The 21,404-nt window shown below is 65.9% G+C and carries 22 protein-coding genes and 1 pseudogene; 6 read left to right on the top strand and 17 right to left on the bottom strand.

Translation table 11 applies throughout. The features are described from left to right. Positions 1-41: 41 nt before the first annotated feature. From WKW82_RS28060 to dmpG, 6 genes are all read left to right on the top strand, one after another. Entirely contained in the window at positions 42-569 is a 528-nt protein-coding gene (locus tag WKW82_RS28060) for a PPC domain-containing DNA-binding protein (protein ID WP_340345883.1), read from the top strand. 85 nt (positions 570-654) lie between these two features. Further along, positions 655-2,508 carry a TRAP transporter large permease gene (locus tag WKW82_RS28055; RefSeq protein ID WP_340345937.1) on the top strand — a complete coding sequence of 618 codons (1,854 nt, stop codon included), beginning with the start codon at positions 655-657 and terminating at the stop codon, positions 2,506-2,508. Positions 2,509-2,553: 45 nt separating this feature from the next. Then, on the top strand, positions 2,554-2,871 hold the full coding sequence (locus tag WKW82_RS28050; protein ID WP_340345881.1) for a YciI family protein: 318 nt from the start codon (positions 2,554-2,556) through the stop codon (positions 2,869-2,871). A gap of 17 nt (positions 2,872-2,888) precedes the next feature. Continuing rightward, entirely contained in the window at positions 2,889-3,680 is a 792-nt protein-coding gene (gene mhpD, locus WKW82_RS28045) for a 2-keto-4-pentenoate hydratase (protein ID WP_340345880.1), read from the top strand. A gap of 49 nt (positions 3,681-3,729) precedes the next feature. Then, positions 3,730-4,692, top strand: coding sequence for an acetaldehyde dehydrogenase (acetylating) (locus tag WKW82_RS28040; RefSeq protein WP_340345878.1), 963 nt, complete (start codon positions 3,730-3,732; stop codon positions 4,690-4,692). Next, entirely contained in the window at positions 4,689-5,729 is a 1,041-nt protein-coding gene (gene dmpG / locus WKW82_RS28035) for a 4-hydroxy-2-oxovalerate aldolase (RefSeq protein WP_340345877.1), read from the top strand. The genes WKW82_RS28040 and dmpG overlap by 4 nt, the downstream gene beginning before the upstream one ends. Positions 5,730-5,771: 42 nt before the next feature. Here the strand turns inward: dmpG and WKW82_RS28030 are convergent, their stop codons facing one another. From WKW82_RS28030 to WKW82_RS27950, 17 genes and pseudogenes are all read right to left on the bottom strand, one after another. Further along, entirely contained in the window at positions 5,772-6,680 is a 909-nt protein-coding gene (locus WKW82_RS28030; RefSeq protein WP_340345876.1) for a LysR substrate-binding domain-containing protein, read from the bottom strand. Between the two features lie 45 nt (positions 6,681-6,725). Continuing rightward, the gene (gene tolA, locus WKW82_RS28025) at positions 6,726-7,772 is read right to left on the bottom strand and encodes a cell envelope integrity protein TolA (RefSeq protein ID WP_340345875.1); all 1,047 of its coding nucleotides are present in this window, start codon (positions 7,770-7,772) and stop codon (positions 6,726-6,728) included. A 3-nt stretch (positions 7,773-7,775) separates the two neighbouring features. Continuing rightward, complete coding sequence (locus tag WKW82_RS28020) at positions 7,776-8,213, bottom strand: ExbD/TolR family protein (protein ID WP_340345873.1); 438 nt, start codon at positions 8,211-8,213, stop codon at positions 7,776-7,778. Between the two features lie 15 nt (positions 8,214-8,228). Beyond that, positions 8,229-8,930, bottom strand: a complete 702-nt coding sequence (tolQ, locus tag WKW82_RS28015) for a protein TolQ (protein ID WP_340345872.1) — start codon at positions 8,928-8,930, stop codon at positions 8,229-8,231. Between the two features lie 9 nt (positions 8,931-8,939). Beyond that, positions 8,940-9,415 (bottom strand): annotated as a pseudogene (gene ybgC, locus WKW82_RS28010) (tol-pal system-associated acyl-CoA thioesterase). Between the two features lie 34 nt (positions 9,416-9,449). Next, positions 9,450-10,634 (bottom strand): pyridoxal phosphate-dependent aminotransferase, encoded by a 1,185-nt coding sequence (locus tag WKW82_RS28005; protein ID WP_340345870.1) that lies wholly within the window; start codon positions 10,632-10,634, stop codon positions 9,450-9,452. Continuing rightward, a complete protein-coding gene (nusB, locus tag WKW82_RS28000; RefSeq protein WP_340345869.1) occupies positions 10,631-11,164 on the bottom strand; it encodes a transcription antitermination factor NusB in 534 nt (177 codons plus the stop codon). Before nusB ends, WKW82_RS28005 begins: the two co-directional genes overlap by 4 nt. Before the next feature lie 154 nt (positions 11,165-11,318). Further along, positions 11,319-11,783 carry a 6,7-dimethyl-8-ribityllumazine synthase gene (gene ribH, locus WKW82_RS27995; RefSeq protein ID WP_340345868.1) on the bottom strand — a complete coding sequence of 155 codons (465 nt, stop codon included), beginning with the start codon at positions 11,781-11,783 and terminating at the stop codon, positions 11,319-11,321. Positions 11,784-11,785: 2 nt separating this feature from the next. Next, a complete protein-coding gene (ribBA, locus tag WKW82_RS27990) occupies positions 11,786-12,943 on the bottom strand; it encodes a bifunctional 3,4-dihydroxy-2-butanone-4-phosphate synthase/GTP cyclohydrolase II (RefSeq protein WP_340345867.1) in 1,158 nt (385 codons plus the stop codon). Further along, positions 12,940-13,593 carry a riboflavin synthase gene (locus tag WKW82_RS27985; protein ID WP_340345866.1) on the bottom strand — a complete coding sequence of 218 codons (654 nt, stop codon included), beginning with the start codon at positions 13,591-13,593 and terminating at the stop codon, positions 12,940-12,942. Before WKW82_RS27985 ends, ribBA begins: the two co-directional genes overlap by 4 nt. A gap of 233 nt (positions 13,594-13,826) precedes the next feature. After that, on the bottom strand, positions 13,827-14,948 hold the full coding sequence (gene ribD, locus WKW82_RS27980) for a bifunctional diaminohydroxyphosphoribosylaminopyrimidine deaminase/5-amino-6-(5-phosphoribosylamino)uracil reductase RibD (protein WP_422823608.1): 1,122 nt from the start codon (positions 14,946-14,948) through the stop codon (positions 13,827-13,829). Positions 14,949-14,993: 45 nt separating this feature from the next. Beyond that, positions 14,994-15,389, bottom strand: coding sequence for a type IV pilin protein (locus WKW82_RS27975; RefSeq protein ID WP_340345865.1), 396 nt, complete (start codon positions 15,387-15,389; stop codon positions 14,994-14,996). Between the two features lie 52 nt (positions 15,390-15,441). Continuing rightward, entirely contained in the window at positions 15,442-18,660 is a 3,219-nt protein-coding gene (locus WKW82_RS27970) for a pilus assembly protein (protein WP_340345863.1), read from the bottom strand. Beyond that, positions 18,660-19,352 carry a pilus assembly PilX family protein gene (locus WKW82_RS27965; RefSeq protein WP_340345861.1) on the bottom strand — a complete coding sequence of 231 codons (693 nt, stop codon included), beginning with the start codon at positions 19,350-19,352 and terminating at the stop codon, positions 18,660-18,662. The genes WKW82_RS27970 and WKW82_RS27965 overlap by 1 nt, the downstream gene beginning before the upstream one ends. Continuing rightward, positions 19,349-20,233: a PilW family protein gene (locus WKW82_RS27960; protein WP_340345860.1), complete on the bottom strand. Its 885-nt coding sequence runs from the start codon at positions 20,231-20,233 to the stop codon at positions 19,349-19,351. The genes WKW82_RS27965 and WKW82_RS27960 overlap by 4 nt, the downstream gene beginning before the upstream one ends. Then, positions 20,220-20,792 (bottom strand): type IV pilus modification protein PilV, encoded by a 573-nt coding sequence (gene pilV / locus WKW82_RS27955; RefSeq protein WP_340345859.1) that lies wholly within the window; start codon positions 20,790-20,792, stop codon positions 20,220-20,222. The genes WKW82_RS27960 and pilV overlap by 14 nt, the downstream gene beginning before the upstream one ends. Further along, positions 20,783-21,298, bottom strand: coding sequence for a GspH/FimT family pseudopilin (locus WKW82_RS27950; RefSeq protein ID WP_340345858.1), 516 nt, complete (start codon positions 21,296-21,298; stop codon positions 20,783-20,785). Before WKW82_RS27950 ends, pilV begins: the two co-directional genes overlap by 10 nt. Positions 21,299-21,404: the final 106 nt, after the last annotated feature.

Genomic DNA, 21,404 nt, shown 5'->3' with positions numbered 1-21,404 from the left:
CGGGAGCCTGCGCCATTCACACAGAAAGCGAGACAACGCACATGAAATCGATCCGACCTTTCGCACTCGTCGCAGCCCTGGCTGCGCTGGCGATCACCGCCCTGCACACGGGCGAAGCACAGGCCCAGGACCTCAAGGGCAAGTACGTCAAGACGCCGACGGGCTACCTGATGGTGCTGCGCAATGGCGACGACGTCGTGGCCCACCTGGAGCGGCTGGCTGTCGTGGAGAAGATCCCCAGCGCCAGCTTCGTGGGCATCGGCTTCATGCGCGAGGCCAAGTTCGGCTTCTACGACTTCAGCCGCAAGGCCTTCGACCCGAAGACCTTCAAGGACGTCGAGATCGCGAACCTCACCGGCACCATCGCCTGGAAGGAGGGCAAGCCTTCCATCCACGCACACGGACTCGTCACCGACGGCAGCTTCGCAGCCAGCGGCGGCCACCTGCTCGGCCTGACGGTGGGCACGGGGTCTTCCGAGATCACCGTCATCCTGCACCCCGAGAAGTACGAGCGCTTCGTGGATCCGCTCATCGGCGCCAACGTCCTCGGCTTGCCGGGCCATGACTGACTCACAACGAGGTGACACCATGCACAGCTCCCAGAGCGTCGTCATCACGCCGGGCCCGATGGGTGCCGGCGCATCCAACGTGTCAATGCATCCAGTCACGGCGATCCCCGCCTCGCCATGGCTGGCGCGTTGCGATACCGTCCTCGGTTACCTGACCGAGATTCCCGCCGCGCTGCTGGTCCTGGCGGAGATCTGCGTGCTCTTCGCCGGCGTCGCCAGCCGCTACGTGTTCCATACGCCCATCATCTGGGCGGACGAACTGGCCTCGCTGCTGTTCCTCTGGCTGGCGATGTTCGGCGCCGCCGTGGCCTTCCGCCGCGGCAGCCACATGCGCATGACCGCCTTCGTGGACAAGGCCAGGCCGGACACCCGGTCCTTCCTGGATCTGCTGGCGATCGTGGCCGCATTGACCTATCTGGTGCTCATCGTGCACCCGGCCTATGACTTCGCGGTCGAGGAAATGATGGTCACGCTGCCGGCCATGGACATCTCGAATGTCTGGCGCGCGTCGGCCATTCCGGTCGGTGTCGGGCTGATCCTGGCGATGGCGCTGGTGCGGCTGGCCAGCTTTGCCAACCGAAAGCTCGCGGTGATGGTGGTGGTGGCGGCTGCGCTGCTGGTCGGCGCGTTGGTCGCCTTGCAACCGGTGCTGGCGGGCCTGGGCAACCTGAACCTGCTGATCTTCTTCGTCGGCGTGGTCGGCCTGCTGGTGTTCTCCGGTGTCCCGATCGCCTTCGCCTTCGGCCTGGCGACGCTGGGGTACATCGGGCTGACGACCTCGACGCCGGTGGGCGTGGTGATCGGCCGCATGGACGAGGGGATGTCGCACCTGATCCTGCTGGCCGTGCCCATGTTCGTGTTCCTGGGCTTGCTGATCGAGATGACGGCGATGGCGAAGGCCATGGTCGACTTCCTCGCCAGCCTGCTGGGGCACGTCAAGGGTGGCTTGTCGTATGTGCTGATCGCCGCGATGTACCTGGTCTCGGGCATCTCTGGTTCGAAGGCGGCGGACATGGCGGCGGTCGCGCCGGTCCTGTTCCCGGAAATGAAGCGCCGCGGTTTCAAGGACGGCGAGATGGTGGCGCTGCTGTCCGCCTCCGGTGCACAGACCGAGACGATTCCGCCCAGCCTGGTGCTGATCACCATCGGCTCGGTCACCGGCATCTCGATCGCGGACCTGTTCACCGGCGGCTTGCTGCCGGGCGTCGTGCTCGCCGTCATGCTCGGCATCGTGGTCTGGTGGCGCTGCCGCCGCAATACGCAGGCGGTCGACCGCAAGGCCACCTGGCGCGTCATCGGCAAGACGCTGGTCATCGCGGTGCCGGCCCTGGCCTTGCCCTTCGTGATCCGCGCCGCAGTGATCGAAGGCGTGGCGACGGCGACCGAGGTGTCGACGATCGGCATCGTCTACTCGGTGTTCGTCGGCTTCTTCATCTACCGCAAGTTCGACTGGCGCCGCGTGTGGCCTGCACTGGTCGAGACGGCCGCGCTGTCGGGCGCCATCCTGCTCATCATCGGCGCGGCGACCGGCATGGCCTGGGCGCTCACGCAGTCCGGCTTCTCGCGGCAACTGGCCGAGGTCATGACGCACCTGCCGGGTGGCGCCATGGGCTTCCTGGCCGTGTCGATCGTCGCGTTCATCGTGTTGGGCAGCGTGCTCGAGGGCATTCCGGCGATCGTGCTGTTCGGCCCCTTGCTGTTCCCGATTGCCAAGCAGTTGGGCATCCACGACGTCCAGTACGCGATGGTGGTGGTGCTGGCGATGGGCATCGGCCTGTTCGCGCCGCCCTTCGGCGTGGGCTACTACGCGGCCTGTGCCATCAGCCGCATCAGCCCCAGCGAAGGCCTGAAGCCGATCGCCGGCTACATGCTCGCGCTGACCGTCGGCACCGTCCTGATCGCGCTGATTCCCTGGCTCTCCATCGGCTTCCTCCGCTGAGCGAATGCCGCGACCCGAACCCATCAACTTTCCAGAAAGACACCCATGAAGTTTGCAAGCTGGATCACCTACGGCGGCGACGCGGCCAAGGTGGCCGAACTGCGCCCGCAGCACCGGGCCTACCTCGCACGACTGCTGGCGCAAGAGCAACTGGTGTTGGCCGGCCCCTTCGCCGACGGAACGGGCGGCCTGTTCGTTTACGAGGCGCCCGACGAAGCCGTCGCCATGCGCCTGGTCGGCGAGGACCCTTTCTTCACCGGCGGCGTCTTCGCCCAAGTGCAGATGAAGCCCTGGAATGCCGTGTTCTGCAACGCCGATGCCCTGCAGGCGCCGCTCGCCTGCGCCGCGATGGCCTCTTCCTGAAACGAAAGCGACACCCCATGACCACCATGCCTCCCTCGATCGCCGACATCGCCACCCGCATCCGCGTCGCGGCGCAGACCGGCATCGCCATCGCGCCCATCCGCGACGAACTGAAGGAGGGCGGCGCTGAAGCCGCCTACCAGATCCAGGAAGCCAATACGCGCTACCACCTCGACCACGGCCGCCGCCTCGTCGGGCGAAAGATCGGGCTGACCTCGAAGTCCGTGCAGGTCCAGCTGGGCGTGGACTCGCCCGACTTCGGCATGCTGTTCGCGGACATGGAACTGGACGCCGGCGAGGAAGTCGCCCTGGGCCGCGTGATGCAGCCGAAGGTGGAAGCCGAGATCGCCATCGTGCTGAAGCGCGACCTGGACGAGGAGGGCCTGACCCTGTCCCGGTTGATCTCCGCCGTGGACTACGTGCTGCCCGCCGTCGAGATCGTCGGCAGCCGCATCCAGAACTGGGACATCCGCCTGCTCGACACCATCGCGGACAACGCGTCATCCGGCCTGTATGCGCTCGGCACCGAGCCGCGCAAGCTCAGCCAGGTCGACCTGCGCCTGTGCGGCATGGTCATGGAGCGGCGCGGGGAGGTGGTCTCGGTCGGCGCGGGTGCCGCATGCCTCGGCCATCCGCTCAACGCCGCGCTGTGGCTCGCCCGCAAGATGGTCGAAGTCGGCCGGCCGCTCAAGGCAGGCGACGTCATCATGAGTGGCGCGCTGGGCCCGATGGTGCCTGTCATGCCGGGCGATGCGGTCGTCACGACCATCGGCGGCCTCGGCACGGTCACGACCGTGTTCGCAGCCTGAGTCCGCGTCGGATGCATCCACCTCTCATCACCCCAACACGGAACTCATCATGCCTCCACGCAAACTGAAAGTGGCCATCATCGGCCCAGGCAACATCGGTACCGACCTGATGATCAAGGTCATGCGCAACAGCAAGCATCTCGAGATGGGTGCCATGGTCGGTGTCGATCCGGCATCGGATGGCCTGGCCCGGGCCGAGCGTCTCGGCATTGCCACCACGGCAGGCGGCATCGACGGCCTGTTGGCGCTGGACATCTTCGGCGAGATCGACATCGTCTTCGATGCCACCTCGGCCGGCGCGCACCAGCGGCACAACGCGCTGTTGCAGGCCCACGGCGTGCAGGTCATCGACCTCACGCCGGCCGCCATCGGACCCTACGTGATCCCGGCCATCAACCTTGAAGCCGAAGACGCCAGCAACATGAACATGGTGACCTGCGGCGGCCAGGCCACGATTCCGATCGTGGCCGCGGTGTCGCGCGTGGCCAAGGTGCATTACGCGGAGATCGTCGCCTCCATCTCGAGCAAGAGCGCGGGGCCCGGCACGCGCGCCAACATCGACGAATTCACCGAGACGACACGCGCCGCCATCGAGAAGCTCGGCGGCGCCGAGCGCGGCAAGGCCATCATCGTGCTGAACCCCGCCGAGCCGCCGCTGATCATGCGCGACACCGTGTTCGTGTTGTCCGAACTCGCGAGCCAGGCCGCGGTGAAGGCCAGCATCGAGAAGATGGTGGCCAGCGTGCAGGCCTATGTGCCGGGCTACCGCCTGAAGCAGCGCGTGCAGTTCGATGTGATCCCGCCCGGGCAACCGATGAACGTGCCCAAGCTGGGTCTGCGTCATGGCCTCAAGACCTCGGTGTATCTGGAGGTCGAGGGCGCGGCCCACTATCTGCCGGCCTACGCCGGCAACCTCGACATCATGACTTCGGCGGCGCTCGCCTGCGCCGACAGGATGGCCCAACGACGCATCGCGAGCGGCATCGCGCGCGGCCTGAAGGAGATCGCATGACCACCACTGCCAAGAAGCTCTACATCAGCGACGTGACCCTGCGCGACGGCAGCCACGCCATCCGCCACCAGTACAGCATCGCCCACGTCAAGGCCATCGCCGCGGCGCTGGACAGCGCCGGCGTCGACAGCATCGAGGTCGCGCACGGCGATGGCCTGGAAGGCTCCAGCTTCAACTACGGCTTCGGCGCGCACACCGACGTGGAATGGATCGCCGCCGCGGCCGAGACGGTGAAGACCGCGAAGATCGCCACGCTGCTGCTGCCCGGCATCGGCACTACGCACGACCTGCGCAACGCCTACGACGCCGGTGCGCGCATCGTGCGCGTGGCCACGCATTGCACCGAGGCGGGCGTCTCGCGCCAGCACCTGGAATACGCGCGCGAACTCGACATGGACCCGGTCGGCTTCCTGATGATGAGCCACATGACCACGCCGCGGAAACTGGCCGAGCAGGCGTTGCTGATGGAGAGCTACGGCGCCACCTGCGTGTACGTGGTGGACTCCGGTGGCGCACTCGGCATGAACGAGGTGCGCGACCGCTTTCGCGCCTTCAAGGACGTGTTGAAGCCCGAGACCCAGACTGGCATCCATGCGCATCACAACCTGAGCCTGGGCGTCGCGAACTCCATCGTCGCGGTGGAGGAGGGATGTGACCGCATCGACGCCAGCCTTGCTGGCATGGGCGCAGGTGCCGGCAATGCGCCGCTCGAAGTCTTCATCGCGGCGGCCGAGCGACAGGGCTGGCATCACGGCACCGATCTCTACCAACTGATGGATGCGGCCGACGATCTGGTCCGCCCGTTGCAGGACCGGCCGGTGCGCGTCGACCGCGAGACGCTGGCGCTCGGCTACGCGGGCGTGTATTCGAGCTTCCTGCGCCATGCCGAGGCGGCCGCGAGGAAGTACGAGCTGAAGACGGTGGACATCCTGGTCGAACTGGGTCAGCGCAAGATGGTGGGCGGCCAGGAAGACATGATCGTCGACGTGGCGCTGGACCTGCTGCGCCGTGCCGGGCAGGAGCGCGTCAACGCATAGCGACTCGCCGATCAAGGCCGCGCCCACGCGCAGCGCCGCGCGCTAGGAACTGTCCTGGCTCAGCCCGCCTCCGATTTCGCGAATGAGCGAAGCCACGGCACGGCTGGCCAGTGTCATCGGGCGATGCACGCTAGTGGAGAGCACCAGGGTGCGCGTGAGCGTGGGCTCCACGATCCGCGCCACCTGCAGCCGCTTCTGCGCCAGCTCGAAGTGGACGGCCTGCCGCGTCAGGATCGTGTAGCCGGAACCGCCGGCGACGATCTCCTTCATCGCGGTGAGAGAGTCCACTTCCACGGCGGCGTGGATGGGAATGTCGAAACGCCTGGCCGTTTCCGCCAGCATCAGCCGCAACCCGTCCGGAATGCCGGGCAGCACCAACGGCAAGTTGGCCAGCGCGGCGAATGAAATGTCCGGCTGCGCGGTGAGCGTGTCGCCCGCGGCTCCCACCAGGTAGAGGTCGGCGGTGTTCAGCGCTTCATCGGTGCGCGCGGAGTGGACCCCGCCATAGCGCGCGAGCACGCCCACATCGGCCTTGCCGTTGGCCAGCCATTCTTCGATGCTTCCCGAGAAGCCTTCCATGAGGCGCAGCTCGACCTGCGGATAGTCCCGCAGCACGCGTTGGAACAGCGCGCCGACGACGAATTGCGTGATCGAGGTCTGCATCGCCAGCCGGACCGGACCACGCGGCACGCCTGCATGGGCCCGGATCTCGTCGCGCAGTGCCTCGGCCTCGGACAGGATGCTGTGGACGCGCGGCATGATGGCCTGGCCGAACTCGGTCAGTGCCAAACCGCGCCCCGTGCGATAGAACAGCTTGGCGTCGAAGTCGCGCTCCAGTCCCGCGATCTGCTTGCTCAACGCCGATTGGGCGATGCCGCGTGCGGCGCACACCTTGCTGAGGCTGCCCGCCTCGACGAGGTCCACCAGCAGTTGGAGCAGCTTCAAGTCCATGGGTGCCAGACCTTCGTCCGAGTGGAAGCGGCGTGTGGGGCCGACTCAGCCCTTCGGCCGCAGCGTGACGATCAGCGGCGTGGGCACCGTGCCATCAATGTCCCTTGGCATCCTGTCGGTCTTGATGATGCCGCGCAGGGCGCTTTCGTCCCAACTCGAGTTGCCGCTGGATTTGACGATACGTGGCGTGCCGACGATCGTTCCGTCAGGTGAGGTCCTCACTTCGATATCAACACCGGGATTCCCGCTGACGAGATCGGCATCGCTGAAAGTGATGTTGGGGCGGACGGCGGCTTGCACCCTGCCTGCATAGCTTGCAGAAGGGCCGTTGCCCGCGCCGGAGCCCTTGCCTGAGCGTGGTCCGGAGGTCTGCTCGCCGGATGCATTGGCCATGCCCTGCATGCGCTTGAGCGTGGCCGCGCGATCGGCCGCTGCTTGCTTGGCAGCATCCGCCGCCTGCTTGGCGGCCTCCGCCTTCTTCGCCTCCGCCTGTTTCGCGGCCTCGGCCTTCGCGGCGTCCGCCTTCTTCGCAGCCTCGGCCTTCTTCGCTTCGGCTTCATCGCGCTTGCGTTGCTCGGCAAGCTTCTGCTGCTGCTCTTCCTTCTTGCGCTGCGCCTCGTCCTCCGCGCGCTCGCGTGCTTCGCGTTCCTTCTGGGCCTGCGCTTTCTTCGCTGCGATCTGTTGCTGCTTGAGGCGTTCCTGCTGTTCTTCTTCGGCGCGCGCTTGTTGTTCCTTCAGCTTCTTCTCACGCTCCAACGCGATGTCCGGCGCGCGCGGCGCTGGCGGCTCCGGCGGCTTCACGGCCTGGGGCGGCGGTGGTGGAGGAGGGGGCGGTGGCGGTGCCGGCGTGGGTGCGGGCGGAGGAGGAGGCACCGGCGCGGGCACCGGAGCCGGGCGCGGCGCAGCCTGCTGCACCGTCGACGACCAGAGCTCCGCCTCGATCGCATCGTCGTCGGCTTCGCGCTTCCAGTGCACACCCCAGGTCAGTGCGGCGATCAGCAGCGCGTGCGCGATCAGCGCCAGCACGACGGCGCGCGGGGTGCCACGCTGCGGCGGCGGCGCGAATTCGGGGCGGTCTGCGGCCAGTGACATGCGTTATTTGCCGCCCGTGGTGGTCACGGAGAGGCCGACGCGTTCGATGCCGCCCCGCTTCAACTGGTTCATCGCCTTGACGACGGTTTCGTACTTGACCGACTTGTCGGCGCTGATGACCACCGGGCGGTTGTCGTCGCCGCCCTGCGCATCCTTCGCCGCCTTGCCGATCTGCGTCATGGGGATCGAGGTGCCGCCGGTGCCCTGCGACGGATCCTTCTTGAACTGCACTTCGTCGTCGCTCTTGATGACGATCTCGATCGGCTTGTCCGGCTGCTTGTTGGCCTTGTCGACAGTCGGAAGGTTGATCACGCTCGGCGTGATCAGCGGGGCCGTGACCATGAAGATGATCAGCAGCACCAGCATCACGTCGATGAACGGGACCATGTTGATCTCGTTGATCGTGCGGCGGCCGCGGCCGCGGGAGGACATGGCGGGCATGGCGTGCGCCTCCGTTCAGCGGTTGGTCGCGGCTGCAGCGACGTTGGCCGACAGGTTGCGCTGCAGGATGTTGGAGAACTCCTCGATGTAGGTCTCCAGCGCGATCGCGATCTTGTCGATCTCGCGGGCAAAGCGGTTGTAGGCGACCACAGCGGGAATTGCCGCGAACAGGCCGATGGCCGTGGCCACCAGTGCCTCGGCGATGCCGGGCGCGACAGTGGAGAGCGTCACCTGCGCCAGCGCGGCGAGGCCGGTGAAGGCATGCATGATCCCCCACACCGTCCCGAACAAGCCCACGTAGGGCGACACCGAGCCGACGGTTGCCAGGAACGACAGGTTCTGCTCCACCGCATCCAGTTCACGCTGGAAGCTCGCCCGCATCGCGCGGCGTGCACCGTCGAGCAGCGTGCCCGCATCGACGATGTTGCGCTCGCGCAGCTTCTGGTATTCGCGCATGCCGCTCGCAAAGATGCGTTCCATCGGGCCGGCGAGCTTGGCGTTCTGCGCGGCGGAGGCGAACAGTTCGTTGAGGCTGGTGCCCGACCAGAACTCGCGCTCGAACTCGTCGTTGAGTGCCCGCGTGCGCTTCAGCGAAAAGTACTTGCGGAAGATGGCGGCCCAGCTTGCGACCGACACCACGACCAGCAGCAACACCACCAGCTGCACGGGCAGGCTGGCATGGATCAGCAGGGAGAGTATCGAAAGGTCTTGGTTCATGGCTTGCAGTCAGGTGAGGTCCGCGTGGCCGCTGCGTCGCGCGGGCCCTCGGGCGATTCGTTGTTGAGACATGGAGCCACCGGCGCGGCGAGGGTTCCCGTCACGCGGGCCGGAATGCGCGCGGGCCGCAAGGTGGTGGCATTGACCCAGCCGATGCGGATCGTGCCTTCGCACAGCAGCTTGCCTTGCTCCGTTTTTGATAGCACGCGCTGGCCGATTATCAATGACGCCGTGCCGATCTGTCGGACATCGGCTGTAACCAGCAGTTCATCGTCGAGGCGCGAAGGGAGGTGGTACTTGACCTGCGTTTCGCTCACGACGAACTGGCAGCCCGTTTCATCGCGCAATTGGCGCTGTTCGATGCCGAGCGAGCGCAGCCATTCGGTGCGCGCGCGCTCCATGAACTTCAGGTAGTTGGCATAGAACACGATGCCACCGGCGTCGGTGTCTTCCCAGTACACGCGGATGGGGAACTGGAAGCTCATGCGAGCCCCCGTGTTCGGCACTTCGTGTGCTGGTTCATGCCGCCATCGCCTTCAACCGCTCAATGGCCTCCTGCAGATGCGCCATCGAACTCGCCGTCGAGAAGCGCACGAACTTCGCCGTCTCGGCCGTGCCGAAATCGCGCCCCGGCGTGACGGCGACATGCGCGCGCTTCATCGCCTCGAAGGCGAAGTCCCAACTGCCCTCGATGCCCAGCTTGTGTGCGAGCGCACTGCAATCGGCCCAGGCATAGAAGGCGCCATCCGGCACCACCGGCACATTGAGGCCGAGCGCGTTCAACTGTGGAATGAACCAGTCGCGCCGCGCCTTGAACTCGGCGCGCCGGCGTTCGTATTCGGCAATGCTCTCGGGCTCGAAGCAGGCCAGCGCCGCGTACTGCGACACCGTGCTGGCGCAGATGAACAGGTTCTGCGCAAGGCGTTCGATCACCGACACCAATGCTTCCGGCACCACCAGCCAGCCGAGCCGCCATCCGGTCATGTTGAAGTACTTGCTGAAGCTGTTGATGCTGATGACGTTGTCGTCGATCGCCAATGCGGTCTGGCCGAAGGCGTCGTCATAAGACAGTCCGAGGTAGATCTCGTCGATCAACGTGATGCCACCGCGCCGCGTCACCACCTCATGGATTCGGCGCAGTTCATCCGGCGCGATCGAGGTGCCGGTCGGATTGGAGGGCGAGGCCAGCAGCACGCCACGCGTCTTGTCTGTCCACGCTGCTTCGACCTTCGCCGCGCTGAGCTGGAAGCGCTCCGCGGCGGTGGTCGGCACCAGCACGGCCTTGCCTTCCGCCGCACTCACGAAGTGGCGATTGCACGGATAGCTCGGGTCCGGCAGCAGCATCTCGTCGCCGGCCTCGATCAAGGCCAAGCAGGCCAACTGGAGCGCCGCCGAGGCACCGGCTGTCACAACAATGCGACGCGCCGGCACGTCGACGCCAAAGCGCTGCGCATACCAGCCGCTGATGCGTTCGCGCAGCGCGTCCAGCCCGACCGCGTGCGTGTACTGCGTGGCGCCGCTGCGCACAGCCCGCATGGCGGCCTCCTGCACCAGCGGCGGCGCGGTGAAGTCGGGCTCGCCGATGTTCAGAAAGATCATCGGCCGGTCAGTGTTGGCCACCTCGCGCGCCAGCTTGCTGGCCGCCTTGGCCACTTCCATCACGTAGAACGGTTCGATGCGCTCCGCCCGCGCCGAGACCCTCATCGGACGTTGCCCTTCGCCCGATCCGCCTCGACCTCCGCCGCGCGCAGCTTCGGCGCCAGCCCGTTGAGCACGGCGTTCACGTACTTGTGCCCGTCGGTGCCGCCGAATTCCTTGGTGAGTTCCACGCATTCGTTGAGCACCACGCGCCACGGCACGTCGAGGCAATGCTGGAACTCATAGACGCCGATCCACAACACCGCGTGTTCGATCGGCGAGATCTCTTCCATCTTGCGATCGAGCAGCGGCAGGATCAGCGCATCCATCTCCGCGCCCTGCTCGATCGAGCCATGCAGCAACGCGTCATAGTGCGCCGCGTCGGCCTTGTGGAAGCCCGCGAGGTCGCGCGTGAAGTGATCGATCTCGGTCGCGTCGTTGCGCCCGACAAGGTGCTGGTACAAGGCCTGCAATGCGAACTCACGCGCGCGGCTGCGGTTGGACTTGGCCGACGCCTTGCGCGCGCCGGTGCTGGTCAGGCCGCCGGTCGATTTCCGCGGCGGCTTGCCGGTCGTGCTGGGTGATTTTTCGGTCATGTGCGTCGTCCATTGCGCTGCGCGCCATGCACAGGGCTTGAAACGAGGGCAGGCAACGTGGTCCAGTTCGTGAGCACCCGCGGAACCGGCTTTGCCGGGCCGCTGGGTGTGCCCCCTTGAGGGGGAGCGCCGCAGGCGCATTCGGGGGTGGGCTTCATTGCAGTTGCGCCAGCAGTCGCGCCATCTCGACCGCCACGCGCGCCGCGTCGCGGCCCTTGTCGGTCTGTCGGGCCACGGCCTGCGCCAGGTTCTCGGTGGTGATGATCGCGTTGGCGATCGGGATGCGGTAGTCGAGCGCCACGCGGCTCACGCCTGCGCCGGACTCGTTGGCCACCAGTTCGAAGTGATAGGTCTCGCCGCGGATGATGCAACCCAGCGCGATCAGCGCCTGGTAGCCGCCGCGCTCGGCGAAGGCCTGCAGCGCCACCGGCACTTCCAGAGCGCCGGGCACGAAGACGTGGTCGATGGCTTCGTCGGCCACACCCAGCGCCGACAACTCGGCGAGGCAAGCCGTCGCCAGCGCCCCGGTGATGTCGTCATTGAAGCGCGCCTGCACGATGCCGATGCGCAAGCCCTTGCCATCGAGCGCGCCTAAGGCGCCCTTGTTCGCATTCAGCATGATCAGCAGTCCTTGTGGGTGTAGCCGACGATCTCGAGGCCGTAGCCGGGCGTCATGCTCGGCATGCGGCGCGGGTTCGCCATGAGGTTCATCTTGTGCACGCCGCAGTCACGCAGGATCTGCGCGCCCACGCCGTAGTTGCGCAGGTCCATGCGGCCGCGTTCGGGCGCCTGCGCGGGGCGGGCGGTGCCTTCGAACTGCGCCAGCAATTCGGTGGCCGATTCGCCGCAATTCAGTAGCACCGCCACGCCCTTGCCTTCGGCCGCGATGTGCGCGAGGCTGGCATCGAGGCTCCACGAATGCAGCGAGCGATTTATTTCGAGCGCGTCGAGCACCGACAGCGGCTCGTGCACGCGCACCGGCACGACGTCATCGGCGGCCCAAGCGCCGCGTACCAGGGCCAGGTGCACGCCGTTGCTCGGCTTGTCGCGGAAGGCGTGGGCCGTGAATGCGCCCCAGGTGGTCTGGATCTCGCGGCTGCCGACTTTCTCTATCAGCGTCTCGGTTTGCGCACGATGCTCGATCAACGCGGCGATGGTGCCGATCTTGAGCCCGTGCTCGGCCGCGAACACCTGCAGGTCCGGCAGGCGGGCCATGGTGCCGTCTTCATTCATCACCTCGCAGATCACCGAGGCCGGGGAGCAGCCCGCCATGGCCGAGAGGTCGCACCCCGCTTCCGTATGCCCGGCGCGCATCAGCACGCCGCCATCCACCGCTTGCAGCGGGAAGATGTGGCCCGGCTGCACCAGGTCGGTCGCCACGGCATCGCGCGCCACGGCAGCCTGCACGGTCCGCGCACGGTCCGCCGCGGAGATGCCCGTGGTCACGCCCTCGGCCGCCTCGATCGACACGGTGAACGCGGTCGAATGCTTGGCGCCGTTGCGCGCCACCATCGGCGGCAGGTTCAGCCGCTCGCACATCTCGCGCGACAGGGTCAGACAGATCAGGCCGCGCGCATGGCGCGCCATGAAATTGATGGCCTCCGGCGTGACATGGTCGGCCGCGATGACGATGTCGCCCTCGTTCTCGCGGTCCTCCTCGTCGACGAGGATGACCATCTTGCCGGCGCGCAGGTCGGCCACGATGTCTTCGACGGAGGAAATGGGGGCGGGCGTTCGCCCGTTGACAGGCGTGCCAATCGGCGTGACGGAGGCGTTCATGGCTTGTTCGTCTGGGTGGGGAGGGGAAGGGCGCCGGCCTGGAGCATGCGCTCCACGTAGCGAGCGACGGTGTCGATTTCGAGGTTCACGCGGCTGCCCTCGACCAGCCCTCCCAGCGACGTGTTTTCCACGGTGTGCGGAATCAGGTTGATGCTGATCTCGCTGCCCTGCGGGCCGTCGCTCACGCTGTTGACCGTCAGGCTCACGCCATTGACGGTGATCGAGCCCTTGTAGGCCAGGAAGCGGGCGAGCGCGGGCGGCGCGACGATGCGCAGCTCCCAACTCTCCCCGACCGGCGCGAAGCGGCTCACCGTGCCGATGCCATCGACATGGCCGGACACGATGTGGCCGCCCAGGCGATCGCTGGCGCGCAAGGCCTTCTCGAGGTTGATGCGCGCCGAGGTTTCGGTCAAGCCGGCCGTCTTGTCGAGCGACTCGGCCGAAATATCGATGGTGAACTGCTGGTTGGCGGGGTCCAGGGTGGTGACGGTCATGCACGCGCCGTTGAGCGCAATGCTGTCACCGAGCCCCACGTCGTCGAGATAGCCGTCGGGCGTGGCGATGCTGAGTCGCTTGCCGTGGGAAGAAGAGCTGCCGAGGTCGTGGATGGCGGCGATGCGCCCCACGCCGGTGATGATTCCGGTGAACATCCGCGCATTGTATTTGGTCGACAGTTGTTGCCTGTCCTCGCCGCGCCATGGGTACTTCTTTGCGCCTCGGCCTGGGGTAACAGGGGTGAACCGGACAGCTTGCTGCTCGCCCCCAGGCTCCGCCCCACGTCGGGGCGCTCTTCCAACCCCCTAAGACAACGCCGGTGGCTCGGTGCAACGCCCGTTCCATGGTGATTCTGATGTCGGGCTGCGTCGTTCTGCGCGTTCCAAGGCTAGAACTTGTCGCGGCCGCTCGCGCGGGCGACGATGCGCAGGTCGGGACCGAGCATCTCGACGGAGCGGAACTCAAGCGGCAGCGCGCCGGCAAGCTCGGTCAAGGGCCCCTCGGCGTGAACGTGGCTGGCCATCCCCATGCCGCTGCCAATGAATTTCGGCGCTAGGTAGACCAGCAACTCATCGACCAGCCCATCGCGCATCAGCGAGCCATTGAGCTTGTGGCCAGCCTCGACATGCAATTCGTTGATCTCGCGTCGAGCGAGATCGGCCAGCATGGCCGCCAGGTCGACCTTGCCATTCGGGTTGGGCAGGTGCGTCAACGTGGCGCCGCGCGCCTTGAGCGCCGCTTCCCTCTCGGGGTTCGACCTTGCGCCGGCATAGATCCAGACGGATCGGCCGGGCAGGAACAGCCGCGCCTCGGGCGGCGTCTGCAATTGGCTGTCGACGATCACAAGGTGGGGCTGGCGACCCGATTCGACCAATCGCACATCGAGCAGAGGGTTGTCCTCCAGCACCGTACCCACGCCAGTCAGCACGGCGCTTGCCCGCGCTCGCCAAGCGTGTCCGTCGGTGCGTGCGGCTTCGCTGGTGATCCACTGGCTCACGCCGTTGTCGAGGGCCGTCTTGCCATCGATCGAGGCAGCGACCTTCATTCGCAGCCAAGGCGTCTTGCGGATCATGCGGCTGAAGAAGCCGATGTTGAGTTCGCGCGATTCGGCGCCGCCCGGCCCGACATGCACCTCCATGCCTGCCGCACGCAGCCGGGCGAAGCCCTCGCCTGCGACCAGCGGGTTGGGGTCTGCGATCGAGGCGACCACCCGCCGGATGCCGGCGGCGATCAGTGCATCGCAGCAGGGGCCGGTCCGTCCGTGATGAGAGCAGGGCTCCAGCGTGACGTACGCCGTCGCGCCGACCAGCGAATGGCCACGCGCCGCCGCATCGCGAATCGCCATGATTTCGGCATGCGGCCCTCCCACGGGCTGGGTTTGCCCCTGACCAATGACCTCGCCCTTGCTGTTGGTAATGACGCAGCCGACGGCGGGGTTGGGTGAAACATTGGCTTGTGCCGCGCTTGCCAGCGCGAGCGCCTTGTCCATCTTTTTCGCGTCAAAGGGCATGGAGGAGTGATCGGGGTATGAAGATAGCGCGGGGCCCGTTTGTGCTCAGCGACTCCAGCAGTCTGTCACCAATTCGGCGGACGCGGTCGTCGCTGACAGGCCGCGTGCGCCGGCTTGCGTCAATGTGAACGCGCCGCACTTGTCGCCGGCCTGGCCATTTTGCGGAGTCGCCGTCAAAGTGTAGCCAGCTCCCTGCGCATCCGTGGCTTCGAGGCTGATGGCATAGCGCTTGGATGGCACTTCCTGCAGTGCCGCCGGAAAATTCGTGGCAGCCTCGTCGGTTGTCAGGTAGGTGCCCCGGGCCGTTGCCACCCGCTCCAGCCAGTGGGCGGCCTGCAGCAACCCGGCGCGCGCCTCGGCACGATGGCCGCGGCGGATGTACTCCTGGTAGCTGGGCAGCGCGATGGCGCTCAGGATGCCGATCACCGCGACCACGATCATCACTTCGATCAGGTGAAGCCGCGTTCACGCGAGCGATTTCTCATCGGCGCATTCACCGCAACTGTCGCCAACTCGGCCGCAGGCTGATCTTCACCAGCCGATCCCTGCCGTCGCAGGACTGGCCGGAAGGACAGACGCTGATGACCTTCTTGTCCGTCCTCACTGCGTAGCGCAGCGACGATTCGATGCGCGAAGCAGTCTTCGGGGCATCGACCGCATCGGCACTTGCGGTGTAGCCATAGATTTGCGAGCTCGGGGCGCCGCCAGTGATGGCGTTCAAGGTGGTGAGGTAGCTCTGTCCGTTCACCATGGTCGGACCGCAGGTCTCGGCCATCGTGTCGCCGCCAACGTTCGGAATGGTGCTTAGGATGTCTACGAGCCGGCCGTCGAACCAATCGAGGTTCTGCACCACGCGTTCACCCCCCACGGGCAAGTCGAGATACCACCCCTTGCGCGCTGCGAAACTCACGTCGTTGGCACTCAGGCTCCAGAGTCGGTTGCCCGTCGCGTTTGACGTGCCGGCCTCTGCGCCGACCGACTGCGCGACCAAGGAAATGCGTCCGTCGGTCACGGAATTTCCATTCGACAGGATCACCTCATTTGCGGTAGTGCGCTCGATGGCGGTGCTGTCGCGGATGCCATAGAGGGTCTGCGGCGAAGCGTCCCCCCGATCGCCGTTTGTCAGGTTTCGTCCGGTGCCGAACACCAGCATGAGGCCTCCGTCGGGATGCGGCAGCCACACTGGCGCGGCGGTGATGGGTTGCGCTTTCCCGGCAGCGTCGTGTGCGGTGTACAGCGGGACCTTGACAGCGGGCGGCGCGTTGTCGAAGTCGGCAATCTTCCATTCGCCCGCGGTCTTGCTGGTGAGGTCGAACTTCCAGAGGTGGCCTTGGAGATCGCCGGCATAGGCGATGTCCGCCTTCCCGTCGCCGTTGAGGTCGATCAGGCGGGGGGCGCCCAGGCCATTCCCGCCGGCGGGGCCCGCGATGATCTTGGTCAACGCCTTGTTGCCATCCAGGTACTGGATCAGCAGCACAGCCCTTTCGTTCGGGCTGTTGTAGCCGTTGCCGGTGACCAGCGCCCAGCGGCCATCGTTGAGCTGGGTGATCTGCTGCGTCGCGTTGGGGTTGGCCTGCCCCTTGACCGGCTGGCTGAAGATGCTCCCGATGTCCGGGTCGGCATCGGCGCCGGTGTTGTCCAGCACCACCAGGTCACCGGGCCGGGCCGTTGCAAAGGCTGCCGGATCGGTCACGTCCAGGACGAAGAAGCCCCGGCCTCCGGCGCCCAGAAAGCCCGCGAGGTACGTCTTCCAGGTGGCATCGCCAGTCTTGATGTCGCCCGAGAGCGGCGAGCCGTCGACAAAGTACTGGTGCTCGTAGGCGGGTGAGCTCAATTGCGACAACTTGCCGTAAAGGCCCAGTGGCACATACGCGATCTTCTCGGTGCCGTCGGCCGCGAGAAAGCCATGCAGCATGCCGTCATTGGCGCCAACGTAGAGCATGGAAGGCCTGGCCGCACGGGCGCTCCTGAAGGCCACGTAAGTGGCGTCGGTGTACGTCCCGGTGGGTTTGCCCGGCGCCACCCATAGCATTGAATTGACGATGTCGCCGTGGCGCGACTTGCGATTGCGGAAGGGCCCGCCGTTCGTGACTTCCAGGTTGCGGTCGCCACGCAGGAAGGCAAGTCGCTCGATTCCCTTGCCGTCGGTTCCGGAGCTGCCGGTGTCGAGCATGGCCTTCTGCGCGTTGGATAGATTGCCCCAAGCCCATGAGATAGCCTCAGTGCCGTTGTGGGACAGCACGAGCCGGTTCGCGGGATCGAAGCTGCTGTCGTCCATCAGCGTCGCCGTGGACACCGGCTTCGCGGGGGTATTGCCCACAGCGGCAACCGCTGTGCCCCACGCGCCGGCCGTCGATACGGCACCGGTGCCTGCCGCGACGGTGTAGGCCGTGACTTCACCCTGCCATCCGTCGGCAGAGTAGCCAGCCTCGAAGGACATCGATGCCGCCCTCGCAGATCCGGAGCTTCCGGTCAGCGAAGTGAGCGCACGACCCGTATCGGCGGCGATCGAGTTCAGGACATCCTTGAAAGCATGGGTCAGCGACTCGGTGGTGGGCGCCGGGACAAACTTGCCGCGCGCGTTGAGGGCGGAGTGCCACAACTCGGGTTTCCGCTTCTTGTCATCGATGGCGGCATCCGAGTTCAGCGGATTTGGCCAAGTCGCCGTACCGAGCATCAGGCGGTTGTAGTCGTCACCGCTCCAGGTGCTGTCGCCCAGCACGAGCCCCACATCTTTCCACTTGGCGGCGTCGCTGAATCCCACGGTGTACAGCGTCATGTGCTGCCAGTTGGCCGGATCGTTGCGTGGGTTCCAGAACTCGGTGATGGTGCGCGTCTGTGCGCCGTCCGTGAAGGTCTCGCTGCCTTCGCGTGCGATGCGTCGGGGCACGTTGTTTTCCAAGTCCGGTTGCAGGTCGGTGGCCCAGTAGTGGAAGGCCAGGTCCGAGAAGGTTGGCAGTACGTGAGAGCCATAGCTGTCGGTGTAGATGCCAGCGCCCAAGTCGTCGCGGTAGATCTGCGTTTGGGCGACCGTCGTGTCATATGGTGTGCTCCCGTCGCCTAGCACGCGGGGTGTGCCGTCGGCATTCTGTATCTGCGCGGCAGCCACCGGATTGCTGGCATCCCATGGGATGGGATCATCTTTTCTGCCGAATGGGGTGTTCCATCCCCCGTCGGTCATGAAGAGGTTGTAGGCCTTGCGGCATCCCAGCATCGGTTCCTGCACGTGTCCCGGCACGCTCGCCCATGGACTTTTGACGCCGCGGGGCATGCGCAGGTATTCGCCAGCGTTGAACAGCATCCGATGGGACGGCGTGTAGCCAACGGGTTGGAGCGTGTTGACCCACGCCTCGAAATTCGCGCGGTGCGAGGCGTCCAGCACACGCATTTCGTTCTTGCCATCGCAGTCGCCGCCGCTCGGAATCGTGTAGCAGCGGGCCATCGACTGCCAAGCCAGGCGAATGGCGCCATCCGGCACGTTGGATTGCGAGAACGTGTCGAGCAATGCTGCGCGCAGGGTCGTCATGCCCGCGCTCCCCATGCTCTCCGAATCGTCTACTGACACGATGACATTCGGTGCCGGCTTCCTGTAGTTCGTGCCGGCGGGGGCGGTGCTGAATTGCAGTGGCGCCGCCGCCGCCTGCGACGACAGCATCGCGAGGGCCACCAGCAGAGTGCAACTGATCGACGCGGAGACGTGTGTTTTCTTCATCAATCCACCGGCTTTCGCACGAACACCGTTTGCAGGACGGCCATGCTGTTGGGCTTGAGTCCTTTCGCAACTGCCGTGATGCGGTAGACATACGGGCTGTCGGCGTCGGGTGCGTACGTTTGCGCCAGTCCGCCCTTGGTGGCCAGGCCGATGTCGTAGGGAAGCACCTCGACCCAGTACCAGGCGCGCGGCGCCTTGCCGGCGCTCGTGATCAGGAGGGGGTTGCTGGCGGCCGTGGCCTTGGCGCCGGTGTACGCGCCGTAGGTTGCCGCCACCTCCTTCATGGCGTCCAACTCGCTTTTCGAGTTCAGGAACTTGCCGTTGTTGCCGAGGCAGATGCCGCGCACGCAGGCGGGTGTCGCTGTTCGCAAGGTGTCCGAAAGATTCTGGAAGTCCGCCTCATCGACGGGGAAGAAGACTCCGCCGGCGAGTTCCCGGCAGCCGACATAGGCCGCGCCGTTCCTGCATTCGGTCTTGCCATCTGCCAACGTGCCCATGATGTCGAACTCGGCATCGCGCACCATGGCTTGCGCGGCCTCGAACGCGCGCTGGTAGTCGCTGTCGTTGCCCGTGATCATTTCGCTGAACAGCGCGGTCCGCGAGGCCCAGATCACCAGCAGGCTGGAAAGCATCACCATGACCAGCACGATGAACATGGAAACTCCGCGCTGGCGCTTGATTCGCGTGCTCACGAGACGCCCTGCTGGGTCCGCAGATCGAACACGTTGCGAAACAGCATGTGGAGGACGCCGTTGTGCGGCGCGTCCTCGCCGTTGCAGTTGACGTAGTTCCTGGATGGTTGCTCGCCGGTGGTTTCGGTGCCCTTCAGGTCGAGGCAGATCTCGACTGAACTCACCGAATTCCAGAGGTTGGCGGCCTGCACTTCGTTGGCGTCCATGCGTCGGATCGTGGTCGGCGAGGCCTTGACGCGGTACCAGACCTGGAGGTCCGCAAAAAAAGCGTTGGTGACGATGGGTTGGCTGTCTGTCAAGCCGCTGCACTTCAAGGCGCGCGTTTCCCCCGGTTCACCTTTGTCCTTGACGTCGACAAAGAAGGTGCTGTCCAAGCGCGAATCGTGTGCCGTGTTGGCCAGGCAGTCGCGTTGCTCCAAATTGACCACGGCGCCTGCTTCCGTCTCCGCGTCCTCGGCGCCCTTGGCTGTGGGGATTGCGGCGCCGTCGTCTGGGTCCACGGCCTGGGTGCTGAATGAAACCGTGTCCGGATATCCATTGGCGCCCTCCAGGCCGTGCACGGCGAAGCCCGATTTGTTGTAGCCCTTGAAATCTGCATTGAACGCGCGCTTGTCTTCGGTGAACGACTTCGTCAAGTTCAATGAGCCGGCCTGACGCGCTTGCATGCCGATCAGCCGCAGCACATACGACCCCTGCTGCTGCAAGCGCGCGACGTCCGTGACCATCGCCGCACTGTTTCGCGACAGCAGCATCGCGGCAATGGCAGCGCCAATCACCAGCAGGCCAATGACGAGCGCAGCCAGCAATTCGACGAGCGTGACGCCGCGTTGCGATCGGCGCGCCGCCGCCCTTGGGTGCGCAAGAAGACTACGGCTGGACATACACGACGTGACAGATGAGGCCGGTGGGGCAACTGGGGGTGCCGGTAGCACTGGGGGCGGGCTGGGCCAGCGGCGCGAGGTAGCCCTTGTCGTCCGAGCGTTCGTTGGACCGCCAGCCGACCATCACGCCCAATTGCCGCTTGTTGTTGGCGTCCTCGTCGGAGGACAGGAAAACCGTGGCCTTGCCCAGCGGCAGCCGCTGCGCGACTTCTGTTTTCCATTCCCAGAGGTCGCGGGCAGCAAGCTGGGCGGTGGTGCACGCCTTGGCCCGGCAATCTGCTGCAGGTGCATCGCCGATGTCCCAGTCGGCCACGTAAGCATTCAACTGCGCGAAAGCGTCGGGGTTGGACTTGATGCGCTCGCCCAGGTCTTCAATGGCCCGGACGGCTTGCGCGCGTCGTGCGGAGGTTTGCGTCTCTGCGAGCGTACGCACCTGGACCCACAGGATCGCGAGCACGCCCACCGCCAGGATCAGGATCGAAACCAGGGACTCCAGCAGTGTCACGCCGCGCTGCCGAGTTCCTTGGCGTTGCGAAATGCGTTGGGCGTTCAGCTGCATTTGCTGGCGCCCTTCAGCTCTCGCAGACTGCCGCCGCCGCTCAAGCACAGAACGTTGCTGAGTGCAACGTCGTCGTCGCCGGAAGGGCTGATTGCGACGCCGATCATGCCTGCGCTGGATTCACCCCACTGATTCAGTCCCATCGAGGAGACGTATTTCTTGGTCAACTTGACCGTGACGCCACGAGGCCTGGGTGTTGACTGCAGGAGTTCGCCGTTGTCAACGGTCTTGTTGCCATTGCGGTCGGCGAACACGAGCCATCCACAGCTCCAGTCGCTGGCCTCGGGCGTCGTGCACCCGGCCTCCGTCGCCTTTTGCACCATGACTCCGCCGCCGCGCTGGATGGCTTCGGATCGAGCGAAGTAGATCGTCGCGGTCACGTCCTCCACGGCGGTTCGAACCCGGTAGCGGGAGACCACGGCGTTGAAACTCGGCAACGCCAGCGTCGCCACGATGGCTACAACGAGGACGACCATCATCAATTCGATCACGGTGAACCCCGACATGCGGCGGGTTCCGCGAACAAATCCGGTATGCGGCTGGGAAAAAAGCGAGATCACGCCCGTGATGCTACGGGCGCAAATGTAGCTAGAAAGTTAGCAGGGCTGGACG

The sequence above is a fragment of the Variovorax rhizosphaerae genome (assembly GCF_037889975.1).
Taxonomy (GTDB): domain Bacteria; phylum Pseudomonadota; class Gammaproteobacteria; order Burkholderiales; family Burkholderiaceae_C; genus Variovorax; species Variovorax rhizosphaerae.
Note: the sequence above shows the minus strand (reverse complement) of the source record. Positions and strands in the feature narration are given on the sequence as shown.

Bases quoted from the DNA above. Each gene is read 5' to 3' on its own strand.
- nusB (WP_340345869.1), bottom strand. From the start codon at position 11,164: ATGACCGAAAAATCACCCAGCACGACCGGCAAGCCGCCGCGGAAATCG.
- ribD (WP_422823608.1), bottom strand. From the start codon at position 14,948: ATGCCCTTTGACGCGAAAAAGATGGACAAGGCGCTCGCGCTGGCAAGC.
- tolA (WP_340345875.1), bottom strand. From the start codon at position 7,772: ATGTCACTGGCCGCAGACCGCCCCGAATTCGCGCCGCCGCCGCAGCGT.
- WKW82_RS27950 (WP_340345858.1), bottom strand. From the start codon at position 21,298: ATGTCGGGGTTCACCGTGATCGAATTGATGATGGTCGTCCTCGTTGTA.
- WKW82_RS28020 (WP_340345873.1), bottom strand. From the start codon at position 8,213: ATGCCCGCCATGTCCTCCCGCGGCCGCGGCCGCCGCACGATCAACGAG.
- mhpD (WP_340345880.1), top strand. From the start codon at position 2,889: ATGACCACCATGCCTCCCTCGATCGCCGACATCGCCACCCGCATCCGC.
- ribBA (WP_340345867.1), bottom strand. From the start codon at position 12,943: ATGAACGCCTCCGTCACGCCGATTGGCACGCCTGTCAACGGGCGAACG.
- WKW82_RS28030 (WP_340345876.1), bottom strand. From the start codon at position 6,680: ATGGACTTGAAGCTGCTCCAACTGCTGGTGGACCTCGTCGAGGCGGGC.
- WKW82_RS28055 (WP_340345937.1), top strand. From the start codon at position 655: ATGCATCCAGTCACGGCGATCCCCGCCTCGCCATGGCTGGCGCGTTGC.
- WKW82_RS27960 (WP_340345860.1), bottom strand. From the start codon at position 20,233: ATGTCCAGCCGTAGTCTTCTTGCGCACCCAAGGGCGGCGGCGCGCCGA.
- WKW82_RS27970 (WP_340345863.1), bottom strand. From the start codon at position 18,660: ATGAAGAAAACACACGTCTCCGCGTCGATCAGTTGCACTCTGCTGGTG.
- tolQ (WP_340345872.1), bottom strand. From the start codon at position 8,930: ATGAACCAAGACCTTTCGATACTCTCCCTGCTGATCCATGCCAGCCTG.
- WKW82_RS27985 (WP_340345866.1), bottom strand. From the start codon at position 13,593: ATGTTCACCGGAATCATCACCGGCGTGGGGCGCATCGCCGCCATCCAC.
- ribH (WP_340345868.1), bottom strand. From the start codon at position 11,783: ATGCTGAATGCGAACAAGGGCGCCTTAGGCGCGCTCGATGGCAAGGGC.
- WKW82_RS28040 (WP_340345878.1), top strand. From the start codon at position 3,730: ATGCCTCCACGCAAACTGAAAGTGGCCATCATCGGCCCAGGCAACATC.
- dmpG (WP_340345877.1), top strand. From the start codon at position 4,689: ATGACCACCACTGCCAAGAAGCTCTACATCAGCGACGTGACCCTGCGC.
- pilV (WP_340345859.1), bottom strand. From the start codon at position 20,792: ATGCAGCTGAACGCCCAACGCATTTCGCAACGCCAAGGAACTCGGCAG.
- WKW82_RS28060 (WP_340345883.1), top strand. From the start codon at position 42: ATGAAATCGATCCGACCTTTCGCACTCGTCGCAGCCCTGGCTGCGCTG.
- WKW82_RS27975 (WP_340345865.1), bottom strand. From the start codon at position 15,389: ATGATCGTGGTCGCGGTGATCGGCATCCTGAGCGCCATCGCGCTGCCC.
- WKW82_RS28050 (WP_340345881.1), top strand. From the start codon at position 2,554: ATGAAGTTTGCAAGCTGGATCACCTACGGCGGCGACGCGGCCAAGGTG.
- WKW82_RS28005 (WP_340345870.1), bottom strand. From the start codon at position 10,634: ATGAGGGTCTCGGCGCGGGCGGAGCGCATCGAACCGTTCTACGTGATG.